Below are 17,971 nucleotides of genomic sequence, written 5' to 3'. Positions count from 1 at the left end.
GTTTATCGTCGTCATTTTTCAGAGCAAAAGGTTCAACAAAACTGTTATTTTAACATCCTCCTTCGCGGAGGATCAAAAGGGGCTTTTATTCGTCGCGCAGGGCAACAATAGGTTTAATACTGGCGGCGCGTTTAGCCGGGATATATCCGGCAATGGCGCCCGCGACCACCAGCAAAGCCGTTGCGGCGACCGCCACCCCAAAATCGACCGTCGGGTTCATAAATACCGTTTCACCCTGTTGCCCGGCATCGCCGGCCGATTGTACCATCATATAATTGAGTCCCTCCATCAGTCCGGTACCCAACACCAGTCCAATGTACCCGGCCACGGTGGTAATGAGGATCGATTCGAGCAAAATGAGCCCGATCACCGATGCCGGACTGGCGCCAATGGCTTTGCGGATACCGATTTCTTTGGTACGTTCTTTCACTACGATCAGCATGATATTACTCACGCCGACAATTCCGGCAATTAAAGTCCCGATGCCGATAATCCAGATAAAGATTTTTATCGCCTGAAAAATTTTCATGGTCTGGATGTAATTCTCCAGTTTGTTGTACAGGCCCAGGGCGCTTTCGTCCTTTTCGTCAAAATGCAGTTTGCGGGAAAAGGTCTGGCGGATATTTTCCTCAATCTGACGGCTTTCGTCGAGTGTTTGGCCGTTGATGGTGATGGCAAAGTTATGGAGGCGATTGGAGCCGTTAAATACTTTTTGCGCGGTTGACACCGGCATATACGCATTCCGGTTACGTGTCGACCCGGGTTCAACACAAACCCCGACGACCTTAAACGGCACCTTGTTTATATTAACATACTCGCCCAATGCCGGTATGTCTTTAAAAAGGGCGTCTTTAATATCTTTCCCGATGACCACCACTTTCCGGTTTTGCTGAATGTCAACCGTATTGATGAAGCGGCCTTCGGTCATGATCATGTTCTCCACATCATTTAGTTCCGGGTGACAGGTCACCGTAGTATATTCGCCGGATTCTTTCCCGTACGAATACCGGGTATTTCCCATAAAGTATCGTCCTGAAGCGGTTTCCACGCCCGGGATATTCCGGATGACATCGTAGTCGTCGTTGTGAAAGCGGATAGCTCTTCCCGATTTTAAGCCCTGATGCGGAATGGTGGTTTCGCCGGTCCAGATCCACATGGCATTGACCGCGTCGTTCATAAAATTTGCGGCAACTCCGTTACTCAGTCCGTTTCCCGACCCCAGCAGAATCATCAGCATAAAAATCCCCCAAGCCACCGAGAAACCGGTCAGGAAGGTGCGCATTTTATTTTTTTTGATGGTGGCCAGGATTTCCTGCCATTTATCGATATCAAACATGGCAAAGGGCTTAGGCGGGTTGTAATTCTTTTGAATACCTGTAGCGGAACTCGCTGAGTTCTCCGTTCCGGATCACTTCGTCAATCCGCCCGTCTTTGAGCCGGATAATCTTGTGGGTCATCGCGGCAATATCGTGCTCGTGGGTAACGATGATGACCGTGATCCCGGCCGCGTTGATTTCTTTGAGGATATCCATCACTTCGTACGAAGTAGCGGTATCAAGAGCTCCGGTAGGCTCATCGGCCAATATAATTTTGGGGTTCGAGATCAACGCCCGGGCAATGGCTACCCGCTGTTTCTGCCCGCCCGACATTTCGCTTGGCATGTGTTCGGCCCAGGGTTTTAAACCCAGCTTGTCGAGGTATTCCATGGCCATCATGTTGCGTTTTTTTCGGCTCACTCCCTGATAGTACAGCGGAAGAGCCACATTCTCCATCGCATTTTTAAATGATATCAGGTTGAACGACTGGAATACAAAGCCAACCATTTCGTTGCGCAGCTGAGCCGCTTTTTTTTCGCTCATGTTCGAAATTAACCTGCCCGACAAGTGGTAGCTGCCATCGTCGTAATTGTCGAGCATTCCCAGAATGTTCAGCAAAGTTGATTTTCCCGAACCTGAAGATCCCATAATGGAAACAAATTCGCCCTGCTCAATTTCCAGGTCAATCCCCTTAAGCACGTGCAGGCTGCTGCTCCCCATCTCGTACGACTTGTGGATGTTGTTTAATTTAATCATGGTTTGTAGTTTTCTGTTTTCTGATTCTGTTTATCCGCACTTCAAAGTTGACCATTCAAAAATTCATTTACAGAATTAATTCGATGAACCGTTGAATTTTTAATGTAAATGCCGTTTTTGAACTGGTAACTTGGATAACCTGCTACCTTGTCAACCGCTTTACATCGGTTAAGACGCCTGAAATGCGCCAACGTTACAACCTGCCGAAAGAAAATTCCGGAAACCAAACATTGGCAGAGAATGTTATCGAATCAGAGGTCAGAATTTTTGGTCTGTTTTACTATCTTTAAGCATGAATCAAGCAAAAACACATCATGATATTAACCACTGAAAACATCCTGCTGATTGGCTCCATCCTGCTGTTTATTTCGCTGCTCGCCGGGAAAACCTCGTACCGGTTTGGTGTGCCCGTGTTGATTTTGTTCATTTCAATTGGTATGCTTGCCGGTTCGGACGGCCTTGGCGGAATTCAGTTTGACAACCCCAAAACAGCACAGTTTATCGGCATCATCGCTTTAAATTTTATTCTCTTCTCCGGGGGTCTGGATACCGACTGGCAGTCTGTAAAACCGGCTCTCTGGCAAGGAGTTACTTTGTCGACACTGGGCGTATTTATCACCGCGGTGTCGGTAGGAATCTTCGTTTGGGCTGTTACCGATTTTACGATTTATGAGGGATTATTACTCGGATCGATTGTTTCATCAACCGACTCGGCCGCAGTATTCTCGATTTTGCGGGCGAAGAATCTGGCGCTGAAAGGAAACCTGCGCCCGACGCTCGAATTGGAAAGCGGGAGTAACGACCCGATGGCTTATATCCTGACCATTGTTTTTACGGGGCTTATTATGAACCCCGGCACCAGCCTCATCAGTATCATCCCCATGTTTCTCCAACAATTACTGTTGGGAGGATTGCTGGGACTAATTTTTGGCAAGATCAGCAAACTGGTGATAAACAAAATAAAGCTCGATTACGAAGGTTTGTATATCGTGCTGGTGATTGCCATCATGTTTTTCAGTTTTTCGGCAACCGATTTTGTCGGCGGTAACGGGTTTTTAGCGGTATACGTATGTGCGGTGTACCTGGGAAACCAGGACCTGATCCATAAAAAGAAGATTCTAAAGTCATTCGACAGCTTTGCCTGGTTAATGCAGATTGTTTTGTTCCTGACTTTGGGCCTGCTTGTATTTCCAAGCCAGATTGTTCCCGTTATTGGCATCGGCCTCCTCATTTCGGCCTTTCTGATTTTGGTCGCCCGGCCCGTCGGGGTATTTTTAAGCCTGATCCCTTTCCGGATGCAAAATCGCAGCAAATGGTTTATTTCGTGGGTTGGCCTGCGCGGCGCTGTCCCCATTGTTTTCGCGACTTATCCCCTCCTGGCCGGAGTCCATAAAGCTCAAATGATCTTTAATATCGTATTTTTTATCTCATTGACTTCAGTATTAATTCAAGGCACCACTTTGCCGGTTGTTGCCAGATGGTTAGGCTTAACCTTACCCGAAAGCTTAAAACAACGGACCCAGTCTGATCTCGAATTATTCGACAGTATCAAATCGGCCCTGACCGAAATCATCATTCCTGAAGATTGTGCCGTGGTTGGCAAGCAGATTGTTCAACTGGCGCTGCCCAAAACTACCCTGATCTCTTTTATAAAAAGAGGCAACAGCTACATCACGCCAAGCGGTTCAACCATCCTGGAAGGCCAGGATAAACTTTTCCTGTTGTCGGAAAATAAAGAGTCGCTCGAAAAAGCTTTTGCCTGCCTCGAACTGAAGGAGAATGAGAAGGAAGAATGACAGACGGGCAGAGAACCTTTTAGCAAAACCCGTTGTTCTAATCAGAGATTGAAACGATCGGGTTAGCGTATTTTCCTGGAACGCCAGGCAGCCACTCCAAAACAGGAAAAATACCAAAACACCAACGGTTTCGGAAACTAAACCAAAAGAGTATGCCAATTTACATGGATCGTCACGATGTTTCGGAAGCTGTTACGGCTGAGATAGTGGCTGAACTGCATCAACAAGATCTAAAAATCCAGGATCAGTTCAAATGCAGGGGGCTAACCTACTGGTTCGATGAAAACAGGAAAACCGCCTTCTGCCTGATTGAGGCGCCCAATGAACAGTCGATCAGGGATATGCACAACCAGGCACACGGCGAAGTGCCTCACCGGGTCATTGAAGTGGATGCCCGTATTGTTGAGTCATTTCTCGGACGAATCGAAGATCCCGAAAAGGCGCAAAACACCCGGTTAAATATTATTAATGATCCGGCTTTCAGGATCATCATGATTATGGGGCTGAAAAAACCTTCGTTAAAAAATCACGAATCCCATTCTGCCCTGATCCGGGCGTACCACCAATCGGCCGCTGAACTTATCGCCACCTTCGATGGCCGTATCGTTCAGCAAAACGAGGATCATCTGCTGGTTTCTTTTAAATCAGTGTCCAAAGCTGTTCGGTGCGCGTTGAAATTACAATCTGAATTTCATCTTTTCAGGGCAAAAGCCGGAAAAGGCTTTGCCGATCTTAAAATAAGCCTGAACGCAGGTGTGCCGGTCACCGGAAAAAATACAATTTTTGAAGATACCATTAAGCTTGCCGAACGCATGTTCCGGGCAACCCGTGCTGAAATTGTCATGTCTCACGAGGTGAAGGATTTATTTGAAAGCGAAAATTTGAATCAATTTATGACCGATGAACAGATCCTCGCGTTAACGTCTGCCGACGAGCTATTCCTGACCTGCTTAATGGATTTTACCGAAAAGGAATGGCAAAATACGTTTTTGAAAGTTGCCGATTTTCAGAAACATTTAGGATACAGCAAATCAACTTTATACCGGCAAATGATGCACTTAACCGGCAAATCGCCCAATAATTTTATAATGTCGTACCGGTTAAACATGGCATTGGAATTATTCCGTAAACAAAAAGGCAATATTTCGGAAATCGCGTTCGAAACCGGGTTTAACAGTCCTTCTTATTTCTCAAAATGTTTCCGAAAAAAATACGGACTGATGCCTTCCGGTTATCTCGGCGCTATGTTCGTGTAATTTTGCCTGTTCGTTTTTTGTGTGTTGAACCAAAATTACCTGCAAAAGAACCAAATGTGTCGTCGTATTAAATCAGCAAGCCGTAATTTTGTTTGAAGACGAACAACCGGACGAGATGAAATTCATTTATTCTCAGGAAGTCCTTCCCATTAAACCAAAAATCATGTTTCTCCGCCCGGAAACAAAAATGAAATTGTTTTTCAGCTAATAACGCAATTTAATACTCAACATATGACACAAGTAGCAACAAAAAAGAGTACAAATCAGGCCATTCTTTTTGAACGGCTTGGAGGCACAAAAGGGATTAGCATGATTGTGGATGATGTGGTTGAAACGCACATGAACAACCCGGCGGTGAGTCCCCGTTTTCTTCCGTACAAAGATCAGCCTGAACGTTTAGCGGTGATCAAACAGCATACCGTTGATTTTTTTAGCTCCGGAAGCGGCGGCCCGGCCGTTTACACCGGAAGAGATATGCCAACAACACATGCCGGGATGAACATCAGCGCAGCAGAATACATGCATGTGATGGATGACATTATGCTGGTTCTGGACAAGCACCGGATTGATGAAGAAACCAAAAAAGAGGTGCTTGCAATCCTCTGGTCGCTAAAAGGAATGATCATGGGAAAATAATTCCGGGGTTGTTTCCCGACAGACGCTGAAGCCGATGAGATAACGACAGATTGTTTTCGCTCAGTCTTTTATAAAGTAGCTCGTTACCCCATCCGCATGTTGCATCGAGAACGTGGCAAAGCCCTTTTCCCGGAGCATATCAATAATCGGGGCCGGCACAAAGGGCGTTTTCAGTTCCAGGATTTCTCCCGGCTGTAACCGGTTTGCCAGGCCCAGGATTTCGGCCATCGGGCTTCCCCCGGAGTTGATCGCCGGCGAAGCATCAAAGGTTCGGCTGATTTTTCCAGCGCTGAACCAACCGGGAGGCGTATGGGTGAGATACGCGCTGTTTTCAAGCTCCCCGGAAAGCGCTTCCTGCCCTGCTTCGGTTCGCAGGCGGTTTACCAGTTCTTCCACCTTCAGCCCGCCGATAACGGCTGCCTGTTGCAACGATGCCACGCGGGCCACTGTTTTGCGCAGGATGGGATTTTTAAGTTTGGCAAAGGCGGGCGACAGTTCGAGTAAGACATCCTCCAAAAAGGGGAAAGCATCCAACAACTCTCCCACTTTCGTTTTCGGAGTGATGATCAGTTTGTTCTTCGGATCCATCAGCTTTACTTTTTACCGTAAGATAACAGTCGTTGTTCCCCTTCGAGCGACCGGACATGAGTCAGATCCTGTGTAAATTCAACCGTTCCCAGGTATGCTCCCTGCTTGTCCCTCATGGCAAAATATTCGATGTGGATAAACCGGCCCTGCATATTGATCCAGAAGGCAGCGCTGTTTTCTTTACCACTTCTGAAATCATCCAGAATTTGGTCGACAATGTGAACGCTTGAAGGAGGATGGCACATACGTACATCGCGGCCAAGGATCGCGCGGTTCCGGCTGAAAATCCGGTCGGGGCCGAGGCTGAAAAATTTTACCTTATCGTCTTTATCCACAAAAGTAATATCGATGGGAAGGGTTTTAAAAAGAGCTTCCATTTCATCCATGGAAAAACTGCCGGTAGTCAGCTGGATCAGGTTTTTGGTGTTGTACACCGCTTCGCTCACCGTAACTCCTTCGGGCGTCCATTCATCCTGCGGGTCGTACAGGCAGTAGCCAAACTCCAGGGTTTGCTGGTACACGGCGTACCAGTCGTCATCCGTCAATTCATCCATCGACATGGGGAACAGGATTTCTTCTTCTTTCAAAATCATATCGGGGATGGCCCTTGCCGCAGGCGCAATAATCATTTCGGCAACCGTTCCGGCCTCTTCCGGGCTGATTTCGCCGGGGGCCGAAACCACTTCGATGGCGGCTTTCAGTTGTTCGCGTATTTCATCATGTTTCCCCCACATCACTTTGGGAGGGCCGGTAATTTCATATTTCTCAAGAAAGGGGAAAAGCAGGTATTCTTTGCGTTTATAATGTTTGTCAACATCCATCAGCTCGTTAAACCGGGCATGAAGTTTAAGGAAGACATCCTTAATCTCCTCTTTTTTTAAACCGGGTATCCGGGCCAGTAGCTGTTCAATGGCATCAACCACTTTCTCCAGTTCACGGTTTTCTTTCATGAAGGTATCGACAGGATGCCCGGGAGGTATTGGTTTGGCCCCGCTCTGGTCAATATGCCCTTCGAGTACCATCGAATGGATATCGCATAAACGAAGAACCTCCTCCACCGGCAAGCCTTCGGCAATCAGTTCCTGCTCCACGTCCACCACTTCGTCGTAGGGGATGGACTGGAGTAATTCGGCCAGCCGGTTTCGCACCAAAGCAGGGGCTTCGCCGCTGTGAAGCTGTAAAATCATATGTTTTAACAGCTCTTTCCGCTTCTCTGAATTATTAATCAATTCACTCATTTATCATGTTTTAGTTTGTTTCCAAAGTAAGTTACGCCATCTTTCAGACACAATCCCCATAAGTGGCGATTTTTTGTCCGGAAGTAGACTGCAAACCTATCGTGTGTCTTTATTTCAGTTCAATCAGGGGAGTTTTAATCCCGGAGGCTGCTTTTCGCGCCAGCGACTGGATCGATTCTTCGCTCACCAGTTTGTTGATGGCATTCCGGATGGGCGCATATTGTTCGTGCAGGGGACATGGGTTTTCCGAATCACAATACTTTAATCCAAAGCCGCATCCGTTAAATATACTGCCGCCCTCGGTTGCCAAAATCAATTCTCTCAACGGTAACTCCGGTTTTTCATGGTCAAAATGAAAACCGCCGCCTTTGCCCTTCACCGACTCAATAAATCCGAGACGTACGAGCCGTTGCAACACCTTTGCCGTAAACGGGGCGGGCGCTTCAATCTCCTTGGCAATTTCTGCAATGCCCGGCCGCCTCTCCCGGTCATTTTGCTGCTGAATGTAAACCAGGCTGCGTAAAGCATATTCCGTTTCTTTATTAAACACCTTTTTAAAGATTAGAGGTTGTAGCACAATCGTCCGTGCAACCAGATGATTTTTTATTCCACGAATTTAGGACAAAAATAAAAAAATTATTCAAATTACTAAAAGACCCTTTTGTCCTTTAGTAATAATTTTATAGTTTTATCCCGAATTTAAATCCGATATAACATGAACACCGTTTTTACAGAACAAAGAAGCATCGGTCAGATTGTTGCTGACGACTTCCGGGCAGCCACCATATTCAAGCAAGCAGGAATTGATTTTTGCTGCGGAGGAAATAAAAGTATCACAGAAGCCTGCGAAGAAAAACAAGTGGATCCGCGTGATCTGATCAGTCAACTAACCGAGTTAACAAGCACGACTACGGCCCCTGCATTTGACTTTAAAAATTGGGATTTGGGCTTTCTGTCCGACTACATTGTGAATACGCACCACCAGTTTGTCCGGAAAAACCTGCCCGATTTGTTATTTTATACTCAAAAGATTGCCGCGGTACATGGCGAGAACCATCCTGAACTGCAGGTGGTGGAAGATTTGTTTTATCAAATTAACAAAGAACTCACCCAGCACCTTCAACACGAAGAAGAAGTGCTTTTTCCCGCGATAAAAGCCGTTTTGGCAAACGGTTCGGCCGAAGCCAAAGCAAGTATTATTTCAGAGATCAGCCGCATGACCGGCGAACACGAATTTGCAGGCGGGGCGATGGATAAGATCAACGAAATCACCGGCGGCTACAAAATACCCGGCGATGCCTGCAATACCTACCGGGTAGCGCTCAAACAACTGGAAGCCTTCGAAGACGATCTGCACATTCACGTTCATCTCGAAAACAATATCCTCTTCCCCAAAGCATTAAACCTGGCAAAATAAGCTGTCATGCAAACTGCAACAGAAAATCTGGAAAACGACCACGTGCATATTCTTCGTTTAACGTCGGTAATGGAGGCAATGATCCAAAAAGGAAGCGTAAATACTGACCATTTTGATCAGGTTGTGGACCTGATCCGGAATTTTGCCGATAGTTTTCATCACGCAAAAGAAGAAGACCTGCTGTTCCCGCTGATGGGCGAAAAAGGATTTTCGCCCGGTCAGGGCCCGGTAGCCGTTATGTTGCACGAACATGTTCAAGGCAGAAACTATGTAAGCGGCATGGTTGAAGCGATTGCCCGCCTGCGCGGAGGTGATAAAAGCGCATTGAATGACATCTATGCCAACATGCAGGCCTATGCCTCGCTGCTTCAGAACCACATTTCAAAAGAAAATAACATCCTGTTCCGGATAGCCGACCAGGCGTTCAGCCCGGAAGAACAACAGCTTTTACTGGAAAAATTTGCCGAAGTGGAAAACCAGGTTCTACCCGAATACCGTTACGAAAATTCGATTGCCCGCATCGATCTGCTGGCATCGGTTTATCTGCACGACAATTAAACAACCGGAAATGAGGCAAGAAACAACTAATCATTAATTAAATACAAAATCTATGTCGACAAAAAAACTTTGGTTTGGATTTATAGCTGTGATGGTGATTTCGTTCGCCGTACTGCTTTATTACGGACGGGAAATATACCGGCAGGCGCCGCCGGTTCCCGACAAGGTGATCACAACCGACGGTACTGTTCTCTTTACCGGTCAGGATATCAAAGACGGCCAGAATGTCTGGCAATCGTTGGGCGGACACCAGTTAGGCACCATTTGGGGGCACGGAGCTTACCAGGCTCCCGACTGGACGGCAGACTGGCTTCACCGGGAAGCTGTTTTTATGCTCGACCACCTGGCCACCGAGAGCTACGGGGCCTTGTATGATCAGCTTTCTGAAGAACAAAAAGCATCGCTTCGTGTAACCCTACAACGGGACATGCGCACCAACACCTATGATCAGCGGAAAGATGTGATTGAGGTTTCGCCGCTAAGGGCAAAAGCCATCGCCAATAACAGCCTGCACTATGGCGGCTTGTTTACCAACGATCCGGAATTGGCACAGCTGCGCGATGCCTACAGTATTCCTGAAAATTCGCTGAAAGACCCGGAGCGGGTTCGCCTGCTGAATGCTTTTTTCTTCTGGGCGTCGTGGGCCTGTATTGCCGAACGTCCCGGGCAGGACATTACTTACACGAACAACTGGCCGGCAGATGAGCTGATCGGGAACAAACCCACCGGGGCCATGCTGCTGTGGACCGGTTTCAGCGTTATCCTTCTTTTAGCCGGCATCGGGCTCATGGTTTGGTATTACGCTTCGATGCGTAAGGAAGAAGAATTGGCTCCCCTGACAGCTTCTCCGGTCGACAGCTCGAAACAAACGCCTTCGCAACGGGCAACCCTCAAGTATTTCTGGATTGTTACCCTGCTGATCCTGGTCCAGGTTGTGATGGGGGTGATTACGGCCCATTATGGGGTGGAAGGGCAGGCTTTCTACGGGATTCCGCTGGCCGACTGGCTACCCTACTCCATTTCGCGCACCTGGCACGTTCAGCTGGCCATCTTCTGGATTGCCACGTCCTGGTTAGCCACCGGCCTGTATTATGCCCCGGCCATATCGGGTCACGAACCAAAATTCCAGCGGCTGGGAGTAAATGTTCTTTTCGGGGCATTGCTGGTGATCGTGGTTGGCTCGTTAGCCGGACAGTGGATGGGTGTGATGCAAAAGTTAGGCCTCATCAGTAACTTCTGGTTCGGACACCAGGGATACGAATATGTTGATCTGGGCCGCTTCTGGCAGATTTTCCTGCTGGCCGGACTTTTCATCTGGCTCTTTTTAATGGGACGCGCCATTTGGCCAGCCCTGGTAAAACGGTCAGACAGCCGCCACCTGCTGATCCTGTTCCTGATTGCCTGTATCGCGATCGCGGTATTTTATGCAGCCGGTTTGATGTGGGGGCGTCAAACTAACCTGGCCATTGCCGAATACTGGCGCTGGTGGGTGGTTCACCTTTGGGTTGAAGGCTTCTTCGAAGTATTTGCCGTGGTGGTGATGGCATTCCTCTTTGTAAGGATGCAGCTGGTACAGGTAAGCACTGCTACCATTGCCGTGCTGTTTACCACCATCATCTTTTTATCGGGCGGTATCCTGGGAACCTTCCATCACCTGTATTTTACCGGTACGCCCACGGCTGTTATGGCCATCGGGGCAACCTTCAGCGCGTTAGAGGTGGTACCCCTGGTTTTGATGGGCTACGAAGCCTACGACAACCTGAAAATATCGCGCAGCTCCGAATGGATCAAAGCGTATAAATGGCCCATTTACAGTTTCATCGCGGTTGCCTTCTGGAACCTGGTAGGCGCCGGTATATTCGGCTTCCTGATAAATCCTCCCATCGCCCTTTATTACATGCAGGGTTTAAACACGACTCCAGTACACGGACATACCGCTCTGTTTGGCGTGTACGGCATGCTGGGTATCGGCTTGATGCTTTTTGTACTGCGCGACATGGACACCACCGCCATCTGGAAAGAAACCTGGATCAAATTTGCCTTCTGGATGATTAACATCGGCCTGTTGGCGATGGTCCTGATCAGCGTATTGCCGGTAGGCTTTGCCCAAACCGTAGCCAGCGTGCAGGAAGGCTTGTGGTATGCACGATCGGCCGAATTCCTGCAGCAGGATTATATCTCAGTATTCAAATGGTTACGCGTCATTGGCGATACGATGTTTGGACTGGGTACCCTGGCCCTGGTGTGGTTTGTTTTTGGGCTGAAGGGCGGCTGGAGCCTTGAGAAAAAATAATTTTCCTGCTTCCGGGGCTTCCCCGGCATATTCAATAAAAATCAAAGATCGTTCGTTCTGTAAAACAGAAAGTCCGATCTTTGATCGTGTTTAATCAATTCCTGTAAAAATGAGAAAAATTGGTATCCTTGGCGGCCTGGGGCCCGAAGCGACCGTTGATTACTATAAAGAAATTATCTCGGCATTTAACGACAGAAATGCCGGCGGGGAATTAAGCTATCCCGAAATGGTGATTTACAGCGTAAATATGTCGGTATTTATTGGTTTTCTGGAAAATCGCGACGATCAACAAGCGGCTGAATATCTTGCAAACTGTATCAACCGGATGGAAAAGGCCGGCGTCGACTTCGCCGTCATCAGCGCCAATACGCCTCATTTACTGTTTAATGAAATCCGGGGTCTGGTCAACCTGCCTTTAATCAGCATTGTGGAGGCATGTAAAAACGAGGCCCGGAAACAGGGGCTTAAGCGGTGTGGATTATTGGGGACAAAATTTACCATGAATGCGCGTTTTTATGCCGACAGCTTTAAAGAAGCGGGGATTGATGTGTTTAGCCCCGGCAGAGATGAAATTGAAAAAATCAACCGCAAACTTTTTACCGAACTGGAGTTGGGTATTTTCAAAGAAGAAACCAAAAACGAATTGCTGGAGATCGTCGGAAACATGATCGACCGGCATGAGATTGATTCCGTTATTCTCGGCTGCACGGAATTCCCGCTGATGTTTCAGGACGACCGTTACCTGGGCATTCCTTTCCTGAATACCTCGCGTATCCATGTCGAAGCCCTGGTGAAATATTGCACCTCGGGCGATTAGCCTCCCGGGGTACGACAGCCGTCGAACGGGCCCAAACAAAATACGGAGAGCATAATCGGCTGTTTAATTTATTAAACATTGTTAAAAGGACTGATACGTTGATCTCCGTACCAAAAATATCAATCCGATTTAGCTATTTTTGGTGCGCATGAAACAACTGATTTACATATGCACCATCCTTTTAACCGGACTGACCGGACTGGCCCAGACCCGGCATGATGATCTGATTGACCCGATGCTGCTTCACCTTAAAGGAAAACTGATCAGTAAGGACGACGGTTCACCGGTTCCCTATGCCCATGTGGTAAACATGCGAACGCATGGCGGCACCACAACCAACGTGATGGGGCATTTTTCGATGGAAGCGCTCAATGTAGACAGCCTGGCCATCTCGGCCGTGGGCTTTGTCACCGAATATGTCCATATCCCGCACTTTCATAAAGAAGACAGTTTGCTGGTTATTGGCCTGCGGCCTATCCGGTATGCGATTGGCGAGGTGAAAGTAACCGGCGAGGCCAATAAAGTCAACATGGATGGGATCTCCACCGGCAAACCGGTTAATATTGATCCCGAGCTTCGGGGAGATGCCTATAACAAGAAACCACCCTGGTACGCCGCCGTGTTTTCTCCCGCTTCTTTCCTGCAATATCACCTCAGCAAACGCGAAAAACAAAAACGGGAAACCCGTGCAGCCATCATTAGCGACCAGCAATGGGAATACCTGTCCCAGTTCTACAATAAAAAGATGGTGATGTCGCTCACCGGGCTGAACGAGATGGAAGCCGACAGTTTTATGATTTACTTCAATGCAAAATCGGTTTTAACGCCGCATTCCCGTGAATACGATGTGCGCGCGGCCATTATTACCCAGTTCGATCTGTATAAAAAAGAAAAACAGTAGCATGACCCGGCATTCGTTTTCTCCCGGAATCAGGAACAACAAAACATGATCCTTGAGAAGCTTTTTCTGATTCTGCTATTTATCACTTTTTATCCGTTCAGGAATAGCTTATTTTGTGTAAGAAGAACTTAAAAATTCATGCCACCATGTACGGAAAAATCAAACAAGATCTGTTAAACAGCCTGGAAGAACTGAAAAAACAGGGGCTTTATAAAAACGAACGCATCATTACATCATCCCAAAGTTCAACCATACAAGTTGGCTCAACCGACGAGGTGTTGAATTTTTGTGCCAACAATTACCTGGGATTGGCCAATCATCCGGAAGTGGTGAAGGCAGCACAAACCATTATGAACGAATGGGGATTCGGTTTATCGTCGGTCCGTTTTATCTGCGGAACTCAGGCAATCCACAAAGAACTCGAAAAAAAGACTTCCGAATTTTTAGGTACGGAAGACACCATTTTATATTGTGCCTGTTTTGATGCCAACGGCGGCGTATTTGAACCGCTGCTGGACGAAAATTCGGCCCTGATTTCCGACGAGCTGAACCATGCCTCTATCATCGACGGGGTTCGTCTTTGCAAGGCTCAGCGCTTTCGGTATAAACATTCCGACATGCACGAACTGGAACAATGCCTGAAAGATGCCCAATCAGCCAAATACCGGCTTGTTGTAACCGACGGCGTTTTTTCGATGGACGGCGACCTGGCCAAATTGCCGGAGATTGTTGAACTTTGCGAAAAATACGACGCTTTAGTCATGGTCGACGATTCGCATGCATCAGGCTATATCGGTCCTACCGGGCGGGGTACGGCCGAACACTTTGGCCTCATGGGAAAGATCGATATCATCACAACCACTTTTGGCAAAGCCCTGGGCGGAGGAAACGGCGGATGCACTTCAGGCCGGAAAGAAATTATCGAGATGCTTCGCCAGCGTTCGCGCCCCTATTTGTTCTCCAACACACTGGCCCCGGCCACCGTTGGAGCCACCCTCAAAGTGCTGGAGATGCTGTCGTCGTCGGAGTTGCAAAACCGAACCATGAGAAACGCCAATTATTTCAGGGGGAAGATGGAAGAAGCCGGTTTCGACCTGGTGAAAGGAGAAACAGCGATTGTGCCGGTGATGCTTTATGACGCCCCCCTGGCCGTAAAATTCGCCGACATGCTGCTCAGGGAAGGCATTTACGTTATTGGATTTGTTTACCCGGTTGTGCCCAAGGGGAAGGCCCGTATCCGCGTGCAGTTATCGGCAGCCCATACCGAAGCACAAATTGACAAGGCAGTCGATGCGTTTACGAAAGTTGGCCGCGAATTGAAAGTCATTTAAAAACCGTTGCCTTCGCTGGGTGCATCCATCGGTATTGAATTGAGCATGCCAAAAATTAATTTTCAACAGAAATCAGGCTTTAGCTTTTCATACTCAGGCTTTTTTTCGTTAATTTGAGTTTCTTAAAAAACTGGCAGAAAACATATTTTTATTATGGAAAATCTGGATTGGAAAAACATTGGTTTTGGTTACCGGAAAACCGATTTTAACGTACGCAGTTACTATAAAAATGGCGAATGGAGCCCACTGGAAGTATCAGATTCTGAGTACATCAACCTGCACATGGCGGCCACCTGCCTTCATTACGGACAGGAAGCCTTTGAAGGGCTAAAAGCATTTATGGGAAAAGACGGCAAAGTCCGTATTTTTCGGATGACTGACAACGCCCGCCGGATGCAAAGTTCAAGCGACGGTATTTTGATGGCTCATGTACCGGTCGACTTATTTACCGAGGCGGTTGCGCTGGCTGTAAAAAAGAACCTGGATTTTGTCCCGCCTTACGGCTCGGGAGCATCTTTGTATATTCGCCCGCTGTTAATTGGCTCCAGCCCCGAGATCGGGGTAAAAGCGGCTTCCGAATACCTCTTCATGGTTTTTGTGATGCCGGTAGGTCCTTATTTTCCTGAAGGATTTAAACCGACCGATCTGGCCATCATGCGCCAGTACGATCGCGCCGCACCCCAGGGAACCGGGAAATACAAGGTTGGCGGGAACTATGCTGCCAGTCTGGTGGCCGGTAAAAAAGCCAAAGCCGGCGGTTACTCGGCGGTTCTGTACCTGGACTCGCGCGAAAGAAAATACATTGATGAATGTGGCCCTGCCAACTTCTTCGCGATTAAAGATAATACCTATATCACCCCGATGTCTGATTCCATTTTGCCATCGATTACCAACATGAGCCTGATGCAACTGGCTGAAGACATGGGATTAAAAGTGGAACGCAGAAAAATTCCGGTAGAAGAGTTAGCTGATTTTGAGGAAGTCGGAGCTTGCGGAACCGCAGCGGTCATCTCTCCGGTCAAACGGATTTATGATGCCGACCTGGACAAAGAATACCTGTACGGAACCGAACCCGGCAAGTGGTCGACAAAACTCTACGATAAACTCCGGGCCATCCAAAACGGCGATGAACCCGATCCATACGGATGGGTTCATATTGTGGAGTAACGGGACTGATCATCAGAATAAATGCCAATGAACCCACATATTCATTGGCATTTATTTTTTTGCACACATTAATATCGTTCAATGTCATTGTTCCCGTTTTAGCAGCTTATTTAAAAATTGCTGTTTCCTGCTCTCCGGTTGATTTGAGGTAACCCCGGAACATCCCGGAAGTATTGAATTCCATCGCAACATTTCCGTGTCGGTCCAGACCAATGACCCCTCCAGTCCCTCCCAACCGGGTCAACTTGTCGATTTCTTCCCGGCAAGCATCCTCTACCGAAAGGTTTTTATACTCCATCAAAGCCGAAACATCGCGTGCAAAGCCGAGACGGATGTAATATTCGCCATGCCCGGTACACGAAAATGCGCCGGTTTCATTATTGGCATAAGTTCCGGCGCCAATGACCGGCGAATCGCCGATGCGTCCATACCGTTTGTTGGTCATTCCCCCGGTTGAAGTTCCTGCTGCCAGGTCCCCGTAAATATCCAGCGCAACGCAGCCAACGGTTCCATGTTTTTCGTTGATGCCGGCTTCCCGTTCTTTTTTCAGCATCTCCTGAAGAGATTGCCAGCGTTGTTCGGTATGAAAATAACTGTTGTCAACGGTCGCGAATCCCTGGTCTTTTGCAAACTGCGATGCGCCTGAGCCGGTAAGCATCACATGTTCCGATTTTTCCATGACTGCCAGGGCTAGGCTAACCGGGTTTTTAATATCACGCACGCCGGCCACAGCGCCGGCCTTCAGCGAATCGCCGGTCATCACCGATGCATCCAGTTCAACGATACCTTCATGCGTAAATACTGCTCCTTTACCTGCATTAAAAAGCGGAGAATCTTCCAAAACAACAATGGTTTTTTCAACCGCATCCAGACAAGTGCCCCCGCTTGCCAATACCGAATCACCCACCTGAAGGGCGCGGTTTAAAACGGCCAGGCAGGCCTGCTGCATTTCGGGACTCATCTTTTGCTGATCCATCACCCCTACCCCGCCATGAATAACCAACGCGTGGCGTTTTACAGGTTGGCCGCAAAGGCCGGTTGCAAAAAGAACAGCTGCAAAAAAAATCAGTTGCCGCATAAAATCAATTCTCTGTTAAAAGTTAGCTTGTTCAAAACTGCTTGACCTGTCCGCCACTGGATTCGTCAATATTTTTCCTGACCGGTTTACCCTTATAAATAATATCAGACCCGCTTGAAGCACGGGCTGAAATTGAATTGGTAGCATGTACCACCGCATCGGATCCGCTGGATGAGCTCACCTCGCAATTCTCGGCAAGCAAATCGCCACATTTGATGTCGCTCCCGCTGGAGGATTCGGCAATCAGAATTTTTGTTTTTCCCGATAATTCAGCATCCGATCCGCTGCTGGTACGCACATGAACCGACTGAGCATCAATTTCTTTCAGACAGATGCCCGACCCGCTGCTGACATCAAGTTTCAGTTCCTGAAGATTAAAGGCGTTTGTTGAATAAATGTCTGATCCGGCAGATGCTTTTAGTTCCGATAATTTGTCAAAGGTAACATAAGCCTTTCGGGATTGATTCCATTCCCAGTTCCAGTTCATTTTATCTTCGATATAAATGTTGAGTACGCCGTTTTCTACCCGGGTGATAATCTGATCGATAATGTCCGGTTTGGCTTCCACAACAACTTTTTCTCCTTTCCCCTGGGTCAGGTACAGATCGATGCCACTGCTCACGGATATTTTATCGAACGATGCCACATGGCGGTGCTGCGTGTTGGTTTTTTCTTTTCCGGCACTCGCTGCCAGGCTGGATGCAATCAGCCATACCAGCATTAAAAAGTGTTTAATTCTAATTGTTTTCATGTTTCTGAGGCTAAAAAATTCTGTTTTCTGTATATAAAAATTCTGTGTCGTACAAACGACTGCTCTGTTTGT

General features: G+C 47.7%; 17 protein-coding genes. 10 read left to right on the top strand and 7 right to left on the bottom strand.

Translation table 11 applies throughout. From position 1 onward, the window contains the following. Positions 1-85: 85 nt before the first annotated feature. Together ACOIT5_RS09715 and ACOIT5_RS09710 are read right to left on the bottom strand one after the other, a co-directional pair. The gene (locus ACOIT5_RS09715; protein WP_423130272.1) at positions 86-1,336 is read right to left on the bottom strand and encodes an ABC transporter permease; all 1,251 of its coding nucleotides are present in this window, start codon (positions 1,334-1,336) and stop codon (positions 86-88) included. 10 nt (positions 1,337-1,346) lie between these two features. Further along, positions 1,347-2,072: an ABC transporter ATP-binding protein gene (locus ACOIT5_RS09710; RefSeq protein ID WP_423130271.1), complete on the bottom strand. Its 726-nt coding sequence runs from the start codon at positions 2,070-2,072 to the stop codon at positions 1,347-1,349. Positions 2,073-2,386: 314 nt separating this feature from the next. On the opposite strand from ACOIT5_RS09710, the gene ACOIT5_RS09705 reads away from it, so the two are divergent. From ACOIT5_RS09705 to ACOIT5_RS09695, 3 genes are all read left to right on the top strand, one after another. After that, positions 2,387-3,868 carry a potassium/proton antiporter gene (locus ACOIT5_RS09705; protein ID WP_423130270.1) on the top strand — a complete coding sequence of 494 codons (1,482 nt, stop codon included), beginning with the start codon at positions 2,387-2,389 and terminating at the stop codon, positions 3,866-3,868. Positions 3,869-4,020: 152 nt separating this feature from the next. Next, on the top strand, positions 4,021-5,124 hold the full coding sequence (locus ACOIT5_RS09700) for a nickel-binding protein (RefSeq protein WP_423130269.1): 1,104 nt from the start codon (positions 4,021-4,023) through the stop codon (positions 5,122-5,124). A gap of 231 nt (positions 5,125-5,355) precedes the next feature. Next, entirely contained in the window at positions 5,356-5,760 is a 405-nt protein-coding gene (locus tag ACOIT5_RS09695; RefSeq protein WP_423130268.1) for a group I truncated hemoglobin, read from the top strand. A gap of 60 nt (positions 5,761-5,820) precedes the next feature. Here ACOIT5_RS09695 and ACOIT5_RS09690 read toward each other — a convergent pair whose 3' ends face one another. The 3 genes from ACOIT5_RS09690 to ACOIT5_RS09680 form a co-directional block, all read right to left on the bottom strand. After that, positions 5,821-6,348: a DUF1858 domain-containing protein gene (locus ACOIT5_RS09690; RefSeq protein ID WP_423130267.1), complete on the bottom strand. Its 528-nt coding sequence runs from the start codon at positions 6,346-6,348 to the stop codon at positions 5,821-5,823. Between the two features lie 5 nt (positions 6,349-6,353). Beyond that, a complete protein-coding gene (locus tag ACOIT5_RS09685; RefSeq protein WP_423130266.1) occupies positions 6,354-7,586 on the bottom strand; it encodes a DUF438 domain-containing protein in 1,233 nt (410 codons plus the stop codon). 109 nt (positions 7,587-7,695) lie between these two features. Continuing rightward, positions 7,696-8,136: an RrF2 family transcriptional regulator gene (locus ACOIT5_RS09680; protein ID WP_423130265.1), complete on the bottom strand. Its 441-nt coding sequence runs from the start codon at positions 8,134-8,136 to the stop codon at positions 7,696-7,698. Positions 8,137-8,301: 165 nt separating this feature from the next. Here ACOIT5_RS09680 and ric point away from each other — a divergent pair, with 165 nt between their 5' ends. The 7 genes from ric to ACOIT5_RS09645 all read left to right on the top strand — a co-directional run bounded on the left by ric (position 8,302) and on the right by ACOIT5_RS09645 (position 16,070). Continuing rightward, on the top strand, positions 8,302-9,003 hold the full coding sequence (gene ric / locus ACOIT5_RS09675; protein ID WP_423130264.1) for an iron-sulfur cluster repair di-iron protein: 702 nt from the start codon (positions 8,302-8,304) through the stop codon (positions 9,001-9,003). A gap of 6 nt (positions 9,004-9,009) precedes the next feature. Continuing rightward, complete coding sequence (locus tag ACOIT5_RS09670) at positions 9,010-9,561, top strand: hemerythrin domain-containing protein (RefSeq protein WP_423130263.1); 552 nt, start codon at positions 9,010-9,012, stop codon at positions 9,559-9,561. Between the two features lie 52 nt (positions 9,562-9,613). Further along, positions 9,614-11,854 (top strand): nitric-oxide reductase large subunit, encoded by a 2,241-nt coding sequence (locus ACOIT5_RS09665; protein WP_423130262.1) that lies wholly within the window; start codon positions 9,614-9,616, stop codon positions 11,852-11,854. A gap of 109 nt (positions 11,855-11,963) precedes the next feature. Then, positions 11,964-12,671, top strand: a complete 708-nt coding sequence (locus ACOIT5_RS09660; protein ID WP_423130261.1) for an aspartate/glutamate racemase family protein — start codon at positions 11,964-11,966, stop codon at positions 12,669-12,671. Positions 12,672-12,819: 148 nt separating this feature from the next. Further along, positions 12,820-13,572 carry a carboxypeptidase-like regulatory domain-containing protein gene (locus ACOIT5_RS09655; RefSeq protein WP_423130260.1) on the top strand — a complete coding sequence of 251 codons (753 nt, stop codon included), beginning with the start codon at positions 12,820-12,822 and terminating at the stop codon, positions 13,570-13,572. Positions 13,573-13,718: 146 nt separating this feature from the next. Next, complete coding sequence (gene kbl, locus ACOIT5_RS09650; RefSeq protein ID WP_423130259.1) at positions 13,719-14,903, top strand: glycine C-acetyltransferase; 1,185 nt, start codon at positions 13,719-13,721, stop codon at positions 14,901-14,903. 153 nt (positions 14,904-15,056) lie between these two features. Beyond that, positions 15,057-16,070, top strand: coding sequence for a branched-chain amino acid aminotransferase (locus ACOIT5_RS09645; RefSeq protein WP_423130258.1), 1,014 nt, complete (start codon positions 15,057-15,059; stop codon positions 16,068-16,070). Positions 16,071-16,176: 106 nt separating this feature from the next. Here the strand turns inward: ACOIT5_RS09645 and ACOIT5_RS09640 are convergent, their stop codons facing one another. Beyond that, positions 16,177-17,148 (bottom strand): isoaspartyl peptidase/L-asparaginase family protein, encoded by a 972-nt coding sequence (locus tag ACOIT5_RS09640; protein WP_423130257.1) that lies wholly within the window; start codon positions 17,146-17,148, stop codon positions 16,177-16,179. Between the two features lie 31 nt (positions 17,149-17,179). Continuing rightward, on the bottom strand, positions 17,180-17,899 hold the full coding sequence (locus ACOIT5_RS09635) for a head GIN domain-containing protein (RefSeq protein WP_423130256.1): 720 nt from the start codon (positions 17,897-17,899) through the stop codon (positions 17,180-17,182). Between the last annotated feature and the right edge of the window lie 72 nt (positions 17,900-17,971).

It is taken from the genome of Gaoshiqia hydrogeniformans, assembly GCF_049347105.1.
GTDB classification, from domain to species: Bacteria; Bacteroidota; Bacteroidia; order Bacteroidales; family Prolixibacteraceae; genus Gaoshiqia; species Gaoshiqia hydrogeniformans.
This window is presented reverse-complemented; position numbering and strand designations above follow the sequence as displayed.

Coding starts and splice junctions, on each gene's coding strand:
- kbl (WP_423130259.1), top strand. CDS start 13,719: ATGTACGGAAAAATCAAACAAGATCTGTTAAACAGCCTGGAAGAACTG.
- ACOIT5_RS09685 (WP_423130266.1), bottom strand. CDS start 7,586: ATGAGTGAATTGATTAATAATTCAGAGAAGCGGAAAGAGCTGTTAAAA.
- ACOIT5_RS09635 (WP_423130256.1), bottom strand. CDS start 17,899: ATGAAAACAATTAGAATTAAACACTTTTTAATGCTGGTATGGCTGATT.
- ACOIT5_RS09655 (WP_423130260.1), top strand. CDS start 12,820: ATGAAACAACTGATTTACATATGCACCATCCTTTTAACCGGACTGACC.
- ACOIT5_RS09710 (WP_423130271.1), bottom strand. CDS start 2,072: ATGATTAAATTAAACAACATCCACAAGTCGTACGAGATGGGGAGCAGC.
- ACOIT5_RS09700 (WP_423130269.1), top strand. CDS start 4,021: ATGCCAATTTACATGGATCGTCACGATGTTTCGGAAGCTGTTACGGCT.
- ACOIT5_RS09715 (WP_423130272.1), bottom strand. CDS start 1,336: ATGTTTGATATCGATAAATGGCAGGAAATCCTGGCCACCATCAAAAAA.
- ACOIT5_RS09670 (WP_423130263.1), top strand. CDS start 9,010: ATGCAAACTGCAACAGAAAATCTGGAAAACGACCACGTGCATATTCTT.
- ACOIT5_RS09660 (WP_423130261.1), top strand. CDS start 11,964: ATGAGAAAAATTGGTATCCTTGGCGGCCTGGGGCCCGAAGCGACCGTT.
- ACOIT5_RS09690 (WP_423130267.1), bottom strand. CDS start 6,348: ATGGATCCGAAGAACAAACTGATCATCACTCCGAAAACGAAAGTGGGA.
- ACOIT5_RS09640 (WP_423130257.1), bottom strand. CDS start 17,148: ATGCGGCAACTGATTTTTTTTGCAGCTGTTCTTTTTGCAACCGGCCTT.
- ACOIT5_RS09645 (WP_423130258.1), top strand. CDS start 15,057: ATGGAAAATCTGGATTGGAAAAACATTGGTTTTGGTTACCGGAAAACC.
- ACOIT5_RS09705 (WP_423130270.1), top strand. CDS start 2,387: ATGATATTAACCACTGAAAACATCCTGCTGATTGGCTCCATCCTGCTG.
- ric (WP_423130264.1), top strand. CDS start 8,302: ATGAACACCGTTTTTACAGAACAAAGAAGCATCGGTCAGATTGTTGCT.
- ACOIT5_RS09695 (WP_423130268.1), top strand. CDS start 5,356: ATGACACAAGTAGCAACAAAAAAGAGTACAAATCAGGCCATTCTTTTT.
- ACOIT5_RS09665 (WP_423130262.1), top strand. CDS start 9,614: ATGTCGACAAAAAAACTTTGGTTTGGATTTATAGCTGTGATGGTGATT.